The sequence below is a fragment of the Mesorhizobium sp. M1252 genome (genome assembly GCF_040318265.1).
Taxonomy (GTDB): domain Bacteria; phylum Pseudomonadota; class Alphaproteobacteria; order Rhizobiales; family Rhizobiaceae; genus Mesorhizobium.
This window is the reverse complement of the sequence record NZ_JAMYLX010000001.1, coordinates 309,057-324,857: the sequence shown is the minus strand read 5'-3', so window position 1 is coordinate 324,857 and position 15,801 is coordinate 309,057. Positions and strand designations below refer to the sequence as shown.

14 protein-coding genes are annotated in these 15,801 nt (G+C 63.6%); 2 read left to right on the top strand and 12 right to left on the bottom strand.

What is annotated here, in order from left to right:
* Window positions 1-4 precede the first annotated feature (4 nt).
* The 11 genes from NKH22_RS01595 to cpaB all read right to left on the bottom strand — a co-directional run bounded on the left by NKH22_RS01595 (window position 5) and on the right by cpaB (window position 10,185).
* Window positions 5-358 carry a GGDEF domain-containing protein gene (locus NKH22_RS01595; protein WP_352908831.1) on the bottom strand — a complete coding sequence of 118 codons (354 nt, stop codon included), beginning with the start codon at window positions 356-358 and terminating at the stop codon, window positions 5-7.
* A complete protein-coding gene (locus NKH22_RS01590; protein WP_280791130.1) occupies window positions 256-1,167 on the bottom strand; it encodes a GGDEF domain-containing protein in 912 nt (303 codons plus the stop codon). The genes NKH22_RS01595 and NKH22_RS01590 overlap by 103 nt, the downstream gene beginning before the upstream one ends.
* Before the next feature lie 161 nt (window positions 1,168-1,328).
* On the bottom strand, window positions 1,329-1,799 hold the full coding sequence (locus tag NKH22_RS01585; RefSeq protein ID WP_023667596.1) for a hypothetical protein: 471 nt from the start codon (window positions 1,797-1,799) through the stop codon (window positions 1,329-1,331).
* Between the two features lie 133 nt (window positions 1,800-1,932).
* Entirely contained in the window at window positions 1,933-2,985 is a 1,053-nt protein-coding gene (locus tag NKH22_RS01580; protein ID WP_352497758.1) for a PA3715 family protein, read from the bottom strand.
* Complete coding sequence (locus tag NKH22_RS01575; RefSeq protein ID WP_023725707.1) at window positions 2,916-3,881, bottom strand: type II secretion system F family protein; 966 nt, start codon at window positions 3,879-3,881, stop codon at window positions 2,916-2,918. Before NKH22_RS01575 ends, NKH22_RS01580 begins: the two co-directional genes overlap by 70 nt.
* A gap of 1 nt (window position 3,882) precedes the next feature.
* A complete protein-coding gene (locus NKH22_RS01570) occupies window positions 3,883-4,848 on the bottom strand; it encodes a type II secretion system F family protein (RefSeq protein WP_023688292.1) in 966 nt (321 codons plus the stop codon).
* Window positions 4,849-4,852: 4 nt separating this feature from the next.
* Entirely contained in the window at window positions 4,853-6,274 is a 1,422-nt protein-coding gene (locus NKH22_RS01565; protein ID WP_023667600.1) for a TadA family conjugal transfer-associated ATPase, read from the bottom strand.
* A complete protein-coding gene (locus NKH22_RS01560) occupies window positions 6,271-7,485 on the bottom strand; it encodes a CpaE/TadZ family protein (protein WP_023667601.1) in 1,215 nt (404 codons plus the stop codon). The genes NKH22_RS01565 and NKH22_RS01560 overlap by 4 nt, the downstream gene beginning before the upstream one ends.
* Window positions 7,486-7,529: 44 nt before the next feature.
* Entirely contained in the window at window positions 7,530-7,796 is a 267-nt protein-coding gene (locus NKH22_RS01555; RefSeq protein WP_023667602.1) for a hypothetical protein, read from the bottom strand.
* 4 nt (window positions 7,797-7,800) lie between these two features.
* Window positions 7,801-9,201, bottom strand: coding sequence for a type II and III secretion system protein family protein (locus NKH22_RS01550; protein ID WP_031208075.1), 1,401 nt, complete (start codon window positions 9,199-9,201; stop codon window positions 7,801-7,803).
* A gap of 78 nt (window positions 9,202-9,279) precedes the next feature.
* Window positions 9,280-10,185, bottom strand: coding sequence for a Flp pilus assembly protein CpaB (gene cpaB, locus NKH22_RS01545; RefSeq protein ID WP_023688289.1), 906 nt, complete (start codon window positions 10,183-10,185; stop codon window positions 9,280-9,282).
* A 257-nt stretch (window positions 10,186-10,442) separates the two neighbouring features.
* On the opposite strand from cpaB, the gene parE reads away from it, so the two are divergent.
* Entirely contained in the window at window positions 10,443-12,497 is a 2,055-nt protein-coding gene (gene parE, locus NKH22_RS01540; protein ID WP_023667605.1) for a DNA topoisomerase IV subunit B, read from the top strand.
* Window positions 12,498-12,599: 102 nt separating this feature from the next.
* Entirely contained in the window at window positions 12,600-14,669 is a 2,070-nt protein-coding gene (locus NKH22_RS01535; protein WP_023821416.1) for an FUSC family protein, read from the top strand.
* A 4-nt stretch (window positions 14,670-14,673) separates the two neighbouring features.
* Here the strand turns inward: NKH22_RS01535 and NKH22_RS01530 are convergent, their stop codons facing one another.
* Window positions 14,674-15,795 carry a DUF2336 domain-containing protein gene (locus NKH22_RS01530; RefSeq protein WP_023691141.1) on the bottom strand — a complete coding sequence of 374 codons (1,122 nt, stop codon included), beginning with the start codon at window positions 15,793-15,795 and terminating at the stop codon, window positions 14,674-14,676.
* Between the last annotated feature and the right edge of the window lie 6 nt (window positions 15,796-15,801).

Genomic DNA, 15,801 nt, shown 5'->3' with positions numbered 1-15,801 from the left:
CCTGTCAGGCTGAGCGCAGGGCCGGTCCGTCGGCTTTGCCGTTGAGGACAAGCACGCGATTTCGCCCGGCGTTCTTGGCCGCGTAGAGCGCCCGGTCGGCCTCGGCCAGCACTTCATCCAGGCTGCTGCCGTCTTCCTTGCCAAAGCCAATGCCGCCGCTGACGCTGCTGCGCAACGGCCCGCGCGGCGTCGGCACCACTTCCGTGCCGAAGGCGACGCCGATCCTGCTGGCGAAATCGTAGGCCTTGTCTTCGGTCATCCGAGACATGACCAACGCGAACTCCTCGCCGCCCAGCCGGAAGGCGTCGACGCCAACCCTGTCATACTTCTTGATGACTGGGGCGAAACGGCAGAGCACCCGATGCCGACGGGATGGCCATAGACATCGTTGGTTCGCTTGAAGTGGTCGAGGTCGAACATGGCGACCGACATGAACGGGCCGAAGACGCGCTCGCGATAGAGCGAGTTCAAAGCCCGCCGGTTCATCAGACCGGTCAACGGGTCGGTCAGGGTCTCGGCCTTCAGTTCGATCTGTGCCTGCAGATGATGCAGCGACAGCGTCAGCGCGCCGAGAGCCGTCATGCAGGCGACCGCCACGACCGAATTCAACCGCTCGGCCCAATTGTCGGGTGCGACGCCGAGCACCCACTGGCCCTTGACCAGAAGCACGGCGCCGCAGAGCCCGAAGGATACGCCGCAGACGCCGCTTAGCGCCGAAAAGACCAGCAGAATGCCGCGATCCTGACCGCCCTTGATCCAGAACATCACCCCGATCGAGGCGAGCAGCACTGTTACCGTCGTATAGGTGAGGATGAAGCCGACACCATCGAAACCGAGATAGGTCACGCCGGCGCAGACAGCGATCGCGAGCATGGCCGGCAGGACAGCGCGGCTGTAATTGCGCACACCAAGATATTGCATGGCCGAAAGTGAAAGCGCCAGGAAACCGAGGCTGAGCAGCGCCAACGCTGCCTGACAAAGCAACGGACTGGGCTCCCTCGTGTAGCGCCAGAAGACGATGACGTGGGCGACAAGGACGAGAATGCCGCACGCCACCGTCAGCACGAAGCGTCCACGCGGCGCCGTGAACCAGATCACAAACATGGTGACGCTCAGGCATGTGCCCGACAGCGCAGCCGCCAGCAATAGCGAACTGAAATCCAGCATGGATGAGCGGCAACCTTTGGGATCATCGATTTGTGGCGCATCATAGGCATGCAACCGGCCGGAGATACCGTTTTCGGCCGGTTTTCAAAGCAAGCTGCCGACAGGGTTTACAAAGCGTCGACTGCCGTCCCGCGAAGCTCGGCACGCGAGTGTCCCTAGTCTCAGCCCTTGTTGAGCAGCGCCAGATTGGCGTTGATCACGCTCGGGTCGGCCATTCCGGCCCTTGCTTCCATGAGCAGCGCCCTCGCCTTCTTCTTGTTGCCGCGCAGCAGCTGCGAATAGCCCATATTGTTGACAATCTGCGGCTTGCGCCCGGCAACCTTCAAAAGCTGGTCGTAGGCGCGGTCGGCGAAGTCGAAGCGGCCGAGTTCGTCATAGGAGGCGGCAAGCCCCATCCATCCCTCGGCACTGTCGGCCTTCAGTTCCACGGCCTTGCGGAAATGCTGTTCGGCAAGGCCGTAATTGGCCTCGCGGAACTGCGCCTTGCCTTGCGCAAGGTCGGAGGTGCTGACGTCTTTTGCCACCGGTTGGATCGATGTGGTCTTGGTCTTGTCGACGTTGTCGGTCGTGCAGCCGCCGACCATCAAGACCGCCGCTAGCGCGGCCATTGCCGTGAAACTTCTGTGACGCATGCCCCTGGCCCCAATCGCCCGATTTACCGGGTCGTTCTCTGAGGAAGCAGACTACAACAGGGCGATTAAACTTCAGTGCGGAAACGCGCCTAAAATTTGGTTTCGGGCACAGAAGCCATTAACCAACCGAAGCCTATTCCGGCTCCAGCGCCTTGAGCCCCGCCGGAAACTGATAGCGCCTGCCGTCGTAGCGCAGCCGGTAGGTTCGTTTCATGGACCTGCCGGGATGGGACTGGCACTCGCCATTCTTGTCGACAGACGGATTGTCGGTGTCCAACCGCTCGAACACTGTGATGTCGTGATAGCCGTGATGTCTCGCCGGGCTCATCGCCAGGCTGACCCGGCTGGATTGAAAGGATCCTGCGCAATTGGTGTCGCCTTCGCCGCCAAAGCCGGCCACGATGATGCCGTCGAGCACCAGGCGCAGAGCACCGCCGTCAAGGGCATAGAGCCGCAGGTCGGTTTCACTGAAAGGATTCGGCTGCGAATGGTTTGCCATGTCGATGCGCAGGCCGAAGGCGCCGACATCGGGCGCCAATCTGTAGCGCCCGGTATCGAAGTCGATCCCGCGGATGCCGACGGCATCATCGGTCATCAGCCCGGGTTGGAGCAGGCGCTGGCGCACCTGCCGGGTCTTCCTGTCGACGACCAGAAGCTCGACATCGCCGACATGCCCGTCGTCGCTGGATTGGGAGCTGTCGATCAGCGGCACGGCGACCAACAACAGGTCGTCATGGGCGGGCCAGATCTTGCAGACCACGCCGAATGGCGCATCGCCATCCCAAAGCGTCTGGGCGATGCTGGTATGAGGTTCGAGCGTGAAGGAGGCGCCATCGGCACTCTTTTGGGCCTTGGGATATGCCTGCTGCACCAGAGCGGCAGCGTCGCCGCAATCGTCGGCCGCGGCCGAGGCCGGCGACAGACTGGCCGCGGCGAGGCCGAGGAAGGCGGTGCACAAGACTATTCGCATGGACGGCTCACTCATTTTGCTTTTTTCGGATTTTGCCGAAGGAGAGCGGCCAAACCGGCCGGATATGACATCCAGGCGAAGCGTAGTTGAAGTGAGTAACCGCAGAAAGCCGCCGGGCGGCCACTTGGTATCTACTGCCTTGGTATCTACTGAACCGCCGTCATTTTGACGATGATCGGGATGACGGCGATCATCAGCACCACCGGCAGGATGCACACCACCACCGGCACCGACATCTTGGCCGGCAAGGCATGTGCCTTCTCCTCGGCCAACGACATGCGCTTGTGGCGCATTTCGTCAGAGAACACGCGCAGCGCCCCGGCGAGGCTGGTGCCGAGTTCCTTCGACTGCTGCAAGAGCGTGGCGAAGGAGCGCACCTCGTCCAGGCTGAGGCGGTCGGCGAGCGCCTTCAATGCATCGTCGAGGCTGCGGCCGGCCCTGAGTTCCAGCGACACCAGCTGCAGATTCTGGCTCAGCGACGGATAGGTCTTGGCCAGTTCCTTCGAGACGCGCTCGATGCCGGCCTCCATGCTCATGCCGGCATCGGAGCAGACGATCATCAAATCCATGAAGTCGGGAAAGCCGTTGCGGTATTCGCGCATCTTTTCCCGCACCTTCTGGCTGAGCACCAGGCCGGGCACGAAATAGCCGGCGGCTCCCGACAGGATGATGAAGGTCCAGCGGCTGGTCGCGGTGGAATCGGCGCTGCCCATCCAATGGTTGACCAGGAACGCGCCGATCGCTGCGCCCACCAGGCAGGCGAAGCGGATCAGGAAGAATGTGCCGACCGCGCGCGGCTCCATATAGCCCGCCTGGATCAGCTTCATACGCAGCCGGGCGACATTTTCCGGATCGCTCTTGGCGTAGAATTCCTGCGCCCGCTTCACCGCCTTCTCGCGCACGACGCTCTGGTTCTTCTTCGGCGCCACCTCGGCCTGTTGGGGAGTCTTGCTGTCGTCGATCTTGAGCCGGCGCTTGAGATCGTTGCGGTCGCCTTTGGCCACCACCAGCGGCCATGCCACCGCGCTGCCGCCCAACGCCAGCAGCATCGCGGCTACCGGCATCAGCGACGTCGGCGCCAGCGAGGCAAGAAACTGGATCACCTGCTCCATCTCAGAACCGGAAGTTCGACATCTTGAACATGATGATGTTGCCCAGCATCAGCCATGTCACCGAACCGCCCAGCAGATACCAGGTCTTCGGCACATCCCAGACGCTTTGATAAAATTGCGGCATCATCACCATGATGGCGGCGAACAGCAGCGCCGGCACCGCCGTCAGGATATAGGCCGACATACGACCCTCGGTCGAAATGGCGCGCACCTTGCGGCGCAGCTTGCCGCGTTCGCGGATCGTCGTCGACAGCCCGTCGAGGATCTCGCGCAGATTGCCGCCCGAACTCGTCTGGATGGAAACCGCGGTGACGAACAGCGGCAGATCCTCCTGGCCGACGCGATCAAACAGTGAATTCAACGCCGAAACCAGGTCGGAACCATAAGTCACCTCGTCGGAGATAACGCCGAATTCGGTGCCGATCGGATCGGGCATCTCGCGCGACACCATGGAGATCGCCACCGGAACCGGATGCCCGGCCTTCAAGCCGCGCGTGATCAATTCCAGCGCCTCCGGCAACTGCACGCCGAAACGCTTCACCCGCCGGGCACGCTTGGAACGCAGCACAATTACCGGCAGCAGCGCTGTCAGCACCACAAACAGCAAAATGGCGAGCAACAGCGGCAGGCCGTACCAGAGCGCGACGAGCATCATCGCCAGCGCCACGCCCGTCGTCATCGTCAGGAATTTCGGCAAGGGCATCACCATGCCAGACTGCGTGCGCAGCGCGCGAAAACGGTCGGGCGAGAAGAATGACGTGCCGGAATCGAGGCCGCGTTCCTTGCGCAGCTGGATCAGCACCTGTTCCTGGCTGATCTTGTTTTCCTGCAGCTTCATGCGCCGGTTGATAGCCAGGCGCTTGTCGCTGCGGCCGGCATAGAGCAGATAGCAGCCTTCGGCGATCATGATGCCGGTCAGCGCTGCCGCGGCATAGACGACATAGATCGGGCTGAAATTCTCGAACACCCGGCTACTCCTGCGGCCGGCCGGGTTCGAAATATTTGCCGGGGAATTCAATGCCCATATTGCGCAGGTCCTCGAGGAAACGCGGGCGAATGCCGGTCGCCTCGTAGTGACCGAGGATCTTGCCGTCGGCTTCCATGCCGGTGCGCACGAAGCGGAATATCTCCTGCATCTGGATGACGTCGCCTTCCATGCCGGTCACCTCGGCGACGCTGGTCACCTTGCGCTTGCCGTCCGACAGTCGCGTCAGCTGGACGATAAGGTCGAGCGCGCTGGCGATCTGGCTGCGGATCGACTGCACCGTCATCGGCATGCCGGTCATGCCCAGCATCTGCTCGAGGCGCGAAATGGCGTCGCGCGGCGTGTTGGCGTGGATGGTCGCCATCGAGCCTTCATGGCCGGTGTTCATCGCCTGCAGCATGTCGAAGGCCTCCTCGCCGCGGCACTCGCCGAGGATGACGCGGTCAGGGCGCATGCGCAGCGCGTTCTTGACCAGGTCGCGCTGCTTCAGCTCGCCATGACCTTCGATGTTGGCGGGGCGCGTTTCCATGCGCGCGACATGCGGCTGCTGCAGCTGCAGTTCGGCCGCGTCCTCGATGGTGATCAACCGTTCGTCTTCCGGAATAAAGGCTGACAATGCGTTGAGCATTGTCGTCTTGCCGGTGCCGGTACCGCCCGAGATGATGGTCGTTTTGCGGGCGTGGACTGCAGCCGCCAGCACCTCGGCCATGTTCTGGGTGATGGCGCCGAACTCGACCAGCTTGTGCAGGCCGAGCTTGTTCTTTGAAAACTTGCGGATCGACACCAGCGGCCCGTCGACGGCGACCGGGCGAATGGCGGCGTTGAAGCGCGAGCCGTCGAGCATGCGGGCATCGACCATCGGCTGCGATTCGTCGACCCGGCGGCCGACGGCGGCGACGATCTTGTTGACGATGCGCAACAGGTGCGCCTCGTCCTTGAACGGGATATGGACCTGCTGCAGCTTGCCCCGTTTTTCGACGAAGCAGTTCTGGTGGCCGTTGATCAGGATGTCGTTGATGTCGGGGTCCTTGAGCAGCGGTTCCAGCGGGCCGAGGCCGACCATCTCATCGACGATGTCATCGACCAGCGCTTCAAGTTCGACGGTGTTGATCGCCATACGCTCCTGGCGGGTCTTTTCCGACACGAACTCCTGCACCTGCCGGCGCATCTCATCCTTGGGCAGGCGCTCCAGCGCGACCAGGTTGATTTCCTCGAGCAGCAGCCGGTGGATGCGCACGCGGGCATCGAGCACCTTGTTGGCGCTTTTTCCCGGTGTTGTCTCCGGCTTCGGCGGCAAGGCCTTGCGGTTCGTCGGGATGACCACGGCGTGATGCGCGACCGGCGCCGCCTCGGCCGGCTTCAGCGCGCGGACGTCACGGTTCTGCAGGGTCGAGAAGCGGCTGGTCATCCGGCTTTCCTCTTCAGGAGGCCCCTGCCGATGCCGAACAGCGAGCGCGATTTCTCCGGCGTCACCACGGCTTCTTCCGGCAGGATGATCCTCTTCAGATCGTTGACGACATTGGCGTTCGGGTCGATCTCATGCAGCGGCACGCCGCGGTCGACCGCTTCACGCACAAGCCGGTAATTGTTGGAGATGCCGCCGACGAAATGCTCGCCGAGGATTTCCTGGACATCCGCCTGCTTTATGCCGTTGTCGAACATCTTCTGCTCGAAACGGTTGACGATCACGTTCGGCTTCACTTCCTTGCCTGCCGTCTCGTAGACCGCCTGGATCAGCCGCTGCGTATGGCGCAGGCACGGCACCGTCATTTCGGCGACGATGTAAAGCTTGTTGGAGCCGAGCAGCACCGTTTCCGTCCACGGAAACCAGGTGCGCGGCATGTCGATGACGACGTTGTCGAAATAGGCCGAAACGAGATCGAGCATGCGCACCACGACATCGGTCTTGAACGAGCGCATTTCCGACGGATGCGTTGGCGCCGCCAGCACGCAGAGCCCGCTCGCATGCTTGGACAGCATCACATCCAGCAGCTGACGGTCGAGGCGCTCGGGCTGGTTCTCGATTTCGGTGATGTCGAAGCGCGGCTCGAGGTCGAGATATTCGGCGCAGGCGCCTTGCTGGAAATTGAGGTCGACCACGCAGGTCGACGCGCCGCGCGTCACCGAATGATGCAGCTGGAAGGCGGTCTGCAGCGCCAGCGTCGTGGTGCCGACGCCGCCGGCGGCCGGCATGAAGGTATAGATCTGCGACTCGGTGTTTTCCTCGCGCCCCGGCCCTTGCAGCGCGCGCACGACCGACCGCACCAGATCGGCGGTGGTGATCGGCTTGACCAGGAAATCGGCGACCTGGAGCTGCACCAGGATACGCACTGCGGCTGCGTTGAATTCCTGGGTGACGACGACCACCGGAACGCGGCCTTCAAGCCGGCGCATGATGCGCTGCAGCGACTCGATCTCTTCCAGCTTTGCCGCATCCATGTCGACGATGAGCGCGCCGAAATCGGCTTCCTGGACCTCGCCGCGCAGTTCGGTAATGTTCTTCTCGACGGTCGAAAGCTGGATCACCTCCGAGGCCGCGAACGCGGTGCGCGTATCCTGCGCAAAGGTCCGGTCGCTGGACACCAGCAGGATCTTCTTGGTCTTGATGCCGCTTGCCATTTTGTCAGCCTGTCAGGTCATTCCCGGTCAAATCACCGGGCAAATCAATCGGTTGTTGCTGTCGGTTGCACGGCCTTGGCAGCAGCAGCCTGGTCGGCGGCGTTGACTGCCGCCTCACTGCGCTGCGCCGGCACCAGCAGCCTGGTGTTCTGGACGCCGTATTTCCAGGGATCGACCATCTGCATGGCCGTATTGGCGGCCTGTGCGTTGCCGGCGGCAATCGTCGGTCCCTCGGAGCGGACATAGTCGTCGCTGGTGCAGCCGCCGGCGAGGCCGGCGATCAGCAGGGCGATGCATGATTCCACGCGCATGGCTTCAATCCTTCGGCAGGTCGAGGAAATGCCCGACGGTGGTGACCGCGGCCGGCTGTGCCGTACTGCCGCTGGCCATTGCCACTGCACGATTGGCTTCGGACGATTTCACTTCCTCGGTGTTGTTGAGGAAATAGTCGACATTGCTGGCCGGCTGCGTGCCGTCGGTCGGCTCGAGCAGCTTCTTCGACGGATCGACCGGCTTGACCAGATAGGGGGTGACGATGATCACCAGATCGGTCTCGCGCCGCTGATAGGATTTGGAGGAGAACAGCGAGCCGAGCACCGGCAGCTTGCCGAGTCCGGGAAGACGCGATGTGGTAATGTCGTTCTGTGACTGCAGCAGGCCGGCGATCATGAAGCTCTGGCCATTCTTCAGGTCGACGGATGTTTTGGCGCGGCGCACGATAAAGCCCGGGACCGAGATATTGCCGATATTGTAGGAGGCCGAAGCGTCGATCGAGGACACTTCCGGCGCGATGTCGAGGCTCACCAGCCCGTCCTTGAGAACCGTCGGCGTGAAGTCGAGGCTGACGCCGTATTTCTTGTAGCTGACGGAAATCTTGCCATTGTCCTCGGAGACCGGGATCGGGAACTCGCCGCCGGCGAGGAAGCTTGCCGTCTGGCCCGAGCGGGCGATCAGGTTCGGCTCGGCCAGCCGCCTGGCGAGACCACGTTCCTCCAGCGCCTTGATGGCGACGTCGATCGACAGGCCGTTGGACAGCAGCCGGCCGATGATCTCGCCATTGCCGGCTCCCGGCACCGTGCCAGGATCGAGGGTGACGTCGCGCCCGCCAATGCCGTAAGCGAAATTGGCGCTGTATTTGGCGCCGAGATCCTGTCCGGCCTGGCGATTGATCTCGACGAAGCGGACGTTGAGCTGAACCTGCTGCGAGGACGAGATGTTGACCGAATTGATCACTTCCTCATTGCCGGAGAAGCGGCTGGCGATCTTGCTTGCCTTCTCGGCGGCGACCGCGTCATCGGCCTCGCCCGACAGCACGACGCGGCCATTGGCCGAGCCGACCTTGATCTTGGCGTCCGGCACGCTGGCGCGAATGGTGCTGGCCAGCTGGTCGGTGTCCAGCGTCACCTCGATATCTACGGTGCCGACCAGCTGCTTGTTCTCGTCGAACAGCGCGATGCCGGTGGTGCCGAGATTGTTGCCCAGCACATAGAAGGATTTGTCGGTCAGCGGATTGACGTTGGCGATCTCCGGATCGCCGATCACGATCTGGTAGAAGGCGGCATTGGTCATGACCGTCTTCGGCTTGCCCTTGGCCACCTTGATCGACGCATTCGTTGTCGACGAGACATGGACGATATCGTTGTCGGCCTTGGCTGGCGCGCTGAGGCCGAGCATTACGGCCGCGGCAAGGCAAGCCCCCACCGCAAGCGCCCGCATTGGGCGCAGCCCTTTCGTCGTCTGAAATGCATGAAGTCCCGACATCTGTCCCGTCCCTCGCCCGGTCCCCACCGGCAGTTATTGCTGGTCCCGCGCAGGAACCTGGTATTCTTCGACCTGCGTGCCGCGCGTCACGATGATCGTCTTGAATTTCGGCTTCTCAGGCTCCTTGGTCGCGGCAGTGAACAGCGCGCCGGCAGCGGCCTGGACGCCGGAGGCGACCGATCCGCCGAAGGACGAGATGGTGGTGACGCCGTCCTTGGCGGCCCCTCCGTCTGCGGCCGAGCGGAGCGACAGCGACAAGGTGCCGACGGTGCGGGCAAGCGCCACTTTCTGCGCGCCTTCGGTCGTCACCTCGATGGTGACGGAATTGGCGATCTGCGGTGTGGTCTGGCGCTCGTCGGCGCCCTGCCCCACCGTCAGCACCTTGGCGTCGGAGACGACAATCTCGGAGGTAACGGTCGATCCGGCAGCGCCCTGCGCGTTCTTGGCCACTTCCTGGATTTCGCCCGCATCGCGTGTCAGCACCACGTCGACCCGGTCGCCCGGCATGACGAAGCCGCCGACACCGGCGATCTCGTCGGTGCGGATTGTCACCGCCCGCATGCCGGGCGTCATCATGTTTGATAGCGTCGCGCGGCCGTTCGGCCCCGACAATTTGCTGATCAGCACCGGCTCGTTGACCTCGATCGGCGACAATACCACGCGGCTGCCTTCGGCGAGCAATGCATTGACTGTGGTGAATGCGCCCTGCGGCACCGAATCCTCGGACCATGGGATTTCGCTGAGCTGCGCCCGGTCAAGCTCCATGCCGTAACGCAGCGGCGCGTTGGCCACCACGATGGTCTTGAAGACGACCTTGGGGACGGCGGGCGCCGGGATCGACGCCGTTTTCTCTTCGGCATCGGCCTTGGCCTGGCTTTTCACCCAGAAATCCGCGGCAAAGATTGAAATCGCGCCGAAGACGGCAGCGATGCCAATCATCGTTATGGCCTTGCCCCTCACAACCAACCCCTGACATTCGTGGTCTTTTGTTTTGTTGAGGCGACGCTAGGCCGCTTTGTTAAAGATTCAGGAATCGCGCCCGCTCCGCACGGACCTATTTCCGCCGGCTTGGTTATCGAAAGGTTTTAGGATAAGAAGGGTTTAATCCCCGAACGTAACAGGAACTTCCGTCGCTTGGCGCCGAAAAGCGTGGCAGTATCGACGGGTGATTCGCGGCACCGGATTCTATGGCAGGCATGGACGACAACAACGATCTTTTCGGCAATCTGGAAAAGCAGCCCCAATCGGCTCGGACACCGGCGCGGCCGGCCGACCCGCTGCTGCAGGCCACGAAACGTTCCGTTGCGACCAAGGACGGCAGCGAGGGCTATAGTGCCGCCGACATCGAGGTGCTGGAGGGGCTGGAGCCGGTGCGGCGCCGTCCCGGCATGTATATTGGCGGCACCGACGACAAGGCGATGCACCATCTGTTTGCCGAGGTCATCGATAATTCGATGGACGAGGCGGTCGCCGGCCATGCCACCTTCATCGATGTCGAGCTGTCGGCCGACGGGTTTCTGACCGTCACCGACAATGGCCGCGGCATTCCGGTCGATCCGCATCCGAAATTCAAGAAACCGGCGCTCGAAGTCATCATGACGACGCTGCATTCGGGCGGCAAGTTCGATAGCAAGGTCTATGAGACCTCCGGCGGTCTGCACGGTGTCGGCGTCTCGGTCGTCAATGCGCTGTCGGACCATCTCGAAGTCGAGGTCGCGCGCGGTCGCCAGCTTTACCGCCAAAGGTTCTCGCGCGGCGTTCCGGTGAGCGGGCTGGAGCAGCTCGGCGAAGTGCACAACCGGCGCGGCACCAAAATCCGCTTCCATCCCGACGAGCAGATTTTCGGCAAGGGCGCCGCCTTCGAGCCGGCGCGGCTCTATCGCATGACCCGCTCGAAAGCCTATCTGTTCGGCGGCGTCGAGATCCGCTGGAGCTGCGACCCATCGCTGATCAAGGAAAAGGACCAGACGCCGGCCAAGGCGGAGTTCCATTTCCCCGGCGGCTTGAAGGACTATCTCAAGGCATCGCTCGGCGATGATTTCCAGGTGACCCGCGAAATCTTCGCCGGCAAGAGCGAGAAGCAGGGCGGCCACGGTTCGCTGGAATGGGCGGTGACCTGGTTCGGCGGTGACGGCTTCGTCAACTCCTACTGCAACACAATCCCGACCGGCGAAGGCGGCACGCATGAGGCCGGCTTTCGCAATGTGCTGACGCGCGGGCTTCGGGCCTATGCCGACCTGGTCGGCAACAAGCGCGCCTCGATCGTCACCTCCGAAGACGTGATGATCTCGGCGGCAGGCATGCTATCGGTGTTTATTCGCGAGCCGGAATTCGTCGGCCAGACCAAGGACAGGCTGGCAACGATCGAAGCCATTCGCATTGTCGAGACCGCCATCCGCGATCCCTTCGACCACTGGCTGGCCGACAATCCGCAGGAAGCCTCCAAGCTGCTGGAATGGGTGATTGCGCGCGCCGACGAGCGGGTGCGCCGGCGCCAGGAAAAGGAAGTGTCGCGCAAGAGCGCGGTGCGCAAGCTGCGCCTTCCCGGCAAGCTCGCCGACTGCACGCAGAATGCCGCCGCGGGCGCCGAACTGTTCATCGTCGAAGGCGACTCGGCCGGCGGCTCGGCCAAGCAGGCGCGCGACCGCGCCAGCCAGGCGGTGCTGCCGCTGCGCGGAAAAATCCTCAACGTCGCCAGCGCCGGCAACGACAAGCTAGCCGCCAACCAGCAGATTTCGGACCTGATTCAGGCGCTCGGCTGCGGCACGCGCTCGAAATACCGCGACGAGGATTTGCGCTATGACCGCGTGATCATCATGACCGACGCCGACGTCGACGGCGCTCACATAGCCTCGCTGCTGATCACCTTCTTCTACCAGGAAATGCCGAACCTGGTGAATGGCGGCCATCTGTATCTGGCGGTGCCGCCGCTCTATTCGATCCGGCAAGGCGGCAAGGTTGCCTATGCCAGGGACGATGCGCACAAGGACGAGCTGTTGCGCACCGAATTCACCGGCCGCGCCAAGGTCGAGATCGGCCGTTTCAAGGGCCTGGGCGAAATGATGGCCGCGCAGCTGAAGGAAACCACCATGGACCCGAGGAAGCGCACGCTGCTCAGGGTCGATGTCATCGACGCCGTGGCGGCAACCAAGGATGCTGTCGACGCGCTGATGGGCACCAAGCCGGAAGCCCGCTTCCGCTTCATCCAGGAACGCGCCGAATTCGCCGCAACGGAAGTGCTGGATATCTGAGCGCCGGCCGACTCTTTGTTTTGACGCAGTTCCGGGCGGAAAACCGTTTCACACTTTTCCTCGAATTGCTCTAGCCTGCGCTTCCGATACGGAGACCAGCTTGTGATCTGGGCGCGGCTGAAGAGCTACTTCGAAACCAGTTTGGCGGGCCTGACGCAGCCGACGCGCTCGGATTGGATTTTCGCCCTGCGCACGGTTTCGGCCGGTCTGATCGCGCTTCTCGCTGCTTACGCGCTAAAACTCGACCACCCGCAATGGGCGATGATGACGGTCTTCATCGTCGCCCAGCCGGTCGCCGGCATGGTGCTGGCGAAAGGTTTTTACCGGCTGCTCGGCACGCTGGCCGGTGGACTTGCGGCGATCGGCATCACCTCGGTTTTCGGCACCAATCCCTGGCTGCTGGTCACGGCGCTGTCCGTCTGGATTGGGCTGTGCACGCTGGTTTCGTCGCTGCTGCGCAATCCGGAAGCCTATGGCGCCGCACTTGCCGGCTATACCGCGATGATCATTGGGCTGCCGGCTTTCGGCCAGCCGCACGTGGTCGTCGATCTCGCTGTCGCGCGCTGCGCCGAGATCGTGCTCGGCATCGTCTGCGCCGGCCTGACCAGCCGGCTGATCCTGCCCAAGCTGGCCGCTGACGCCATCATCTCCAGGCTGAAGCGCAGCATCCTCGACCTTGCAACCTATGCAGGCGGCGCTTTTTCCGGTGGCGACCCGGCGACGCTGGCCGGCCTGCACCGCAAGCTGATCACCGACGCCCAGATGCTGGCCGAGATGCGCGCCTATGCCCGGCTCGAAGCACCGAGCTTCGCCACCCGCGCCCATCCGGTCCGCCTAACCATCGGTCAGCTTCTCTCGGCGCTGTCGGCGGCACGCGCGCTGCATTCGCATGCCGCGCCGAAAAGCGCAGCCCTCATTCCGGTGCGCTCCGAACTGCAGTCGCTGGTCAGCGAGCTGGCAGCCACGCCGGAGGCGCTGGACGACACGTCGCCCTGGGTGACGCGGCTCGACGCGATTGCCGGCAAGGCCCGGCAAATGCCCGACGCCTCGACCGATCAGGGCGACGACAGGGTCGGCACCATCACGCGCCTCACCATCGCCGCCGATTTCGCCGAAGCCTTCAAGCAGGTGCTGCGCGGCCTCGACGCCCTGCGCGCACCGGTGACGCGCCCGAGCCGGAGCAACAGGCAGCTGCCCGCGCTGGTGGTGCATCGCGATTATCCCGGGGCTTCGCGCAATGCCATACGCGCCGCCCTTGCCACGCTGGCGGTCGCCGCCTTCTGGCTGACGACGAAATGGTCCGATGCGGCCGGCACCGTCATCCTCGTTGCCGTCGTCTCCAGTCTTTTCGCCGCGCGGCCTGACCCGGTGCGGGTGTCCTGGGGCTTCTTCAAGGGAACGCTGCTGGCTTTGCCCTTTGCCTTCCTTGTCGGCCAGGTCGCGCTGCCTGCTTTGCCCGGCTTCGGCTGGTTCACGCTGTTTGTCGTGCCGATCCTGGTACCGACGGCGCTGGGAATGGCCAATCCGCGCACCGTCGGCGTGGCAACGGCCTTTGCCATCAATTTCCTCGCCTTCCTCAGCCCGCATCAGGCGATGACTTATGCCCCAGGCCCGTTCTTCGCCGGCTCGGCGTCGGTGCTGGTCGGGATCCTGCTGGCTATCTGCGTCTTCATCGTGGTGCTGCCGGTGGATCCATGGCGCGCGGCCAACCGCATCGTTCGCGCCATGCGCGAGGATCTGGCCCGGCTGTGCCTGCATGAGCGGGTACCGCGGCGTTCGGCCTTCGAGAGTCTGGCCTATGACCGCATCAACCAGCTGATGCCGCTCTTGCAAAATGCCGGCAGGAAAGGCGATGCGATCCTGGGCGGCGGGGTCGCCGCCGTTACCGTCGGCCTCGAAATCCTGCGCCTGCGCGCCGCGCAGCAGAGCCCGTCCACTCCTGCCGACACCGCGCTCTCGATCGCCAATTTCCTGCGCGGCCTCGCGCGTGAACTGCTCTTTCGCGCAACCGGCGATCCACAGACAGCAACTGTCACTGTGGCCCGGCAATATGCAGCCAGCCTTTCAGAGCGCAGCGGCGGTGCGGATATGCTGCAGATCGCAGCCTCGCTGCGCATCATCGCCGCCGCGATCGAGGATTTCCCGGATTTCTTCACCAGGGACCGTGGCTAGGGCGTCAGGCCGCGGCTATCGCCAGCGCATGCCCGCGCGCGTTTTCCCGCAGCGCGTCGAGATGGATCGACTTGACCAGGCCGGCGAGATCGCCCTCAGTGGATTGACCTCCGAGTTCCTTCAGCATCAGCCAGCTGACTTCCTGCACGCCGGCGAGGCGCTTGCCGTTGGCGACTTCGCGCCAGATCTTGAGCGCGCGCAGGATGATGCCATGGGTGGAAGCGGCAAGGCCGGCGCTGCGGAACAGCGCCTGCAACGCAACGTCCTGGCCGCCGGCGAGCAAGGCCCGCACCCGCTGCTCCGACTGCTGGCTGAGCGCGACCAGGGCCGAGCCGAAAAAGTCGACCTTGCCGTGGGCAATGGTGCGGATGATGAAACTTGCGGTCAGGTCGCCGCGCAGGCGCAGATGTTCGATGAGTGCCGCATGTTCCTCCGCGCGCGTGCCTTCGACCAGCCGCACCGAAGCCTTGACGCAAGCATCGCGCGTGACGCGCTCGGCTCTGGCCGCCCCCATCAGCGCCATCACCAGCGGCGAAGCCTTCAGCGTTTCGCCGAGCTTGACCAGTAGCATGTGCCGGCAGTCGGCCGGCAGCCGCACATCCGTGACCATTGCCTCGCGCAAATGAGCGATATGGCCATGCCGTTCGGCGATGCGGCGGAAGGAGAGCGAGGCTATGTCGGCGCCGTCATTGGCGAGCAACGCCGCACACGCTTCCGGTTCGCCGATCTCGGCGATCGCCGCGGCAACCGCCATCGAAACGACCGGCCGGTCGGCGATCAGTTTTTGCGTCGCCTTGTGCCCGGCCGCGACGCGGTCGATCAGGTCGGCGTCCGTCAGCAGCGGGGAGCGCGCCAGCACCAGGGCTGCCACTTCCGGCTGATCGGAGGCAAGCGCGCTGATGATCTGCAGCGGCGCGTGATGGCTCATCGACAGCGCTTCGGCCATAGCCAGCCGCACCTTCGACGAGGCGTCGTCGAGCAGCAGCGTCAGCGCCGCTTCGGCCGCGCAACGGTCTTCGAAAGGCAGGTCGGAATTGACGTAGGCGCGGGCCAGCGCGCTCGCCGCCGCGGCGCGCTCCGAAACTCTCGCGGTGTAGATCCATTTGAGAAAATGCGAGACAACCATACTGCC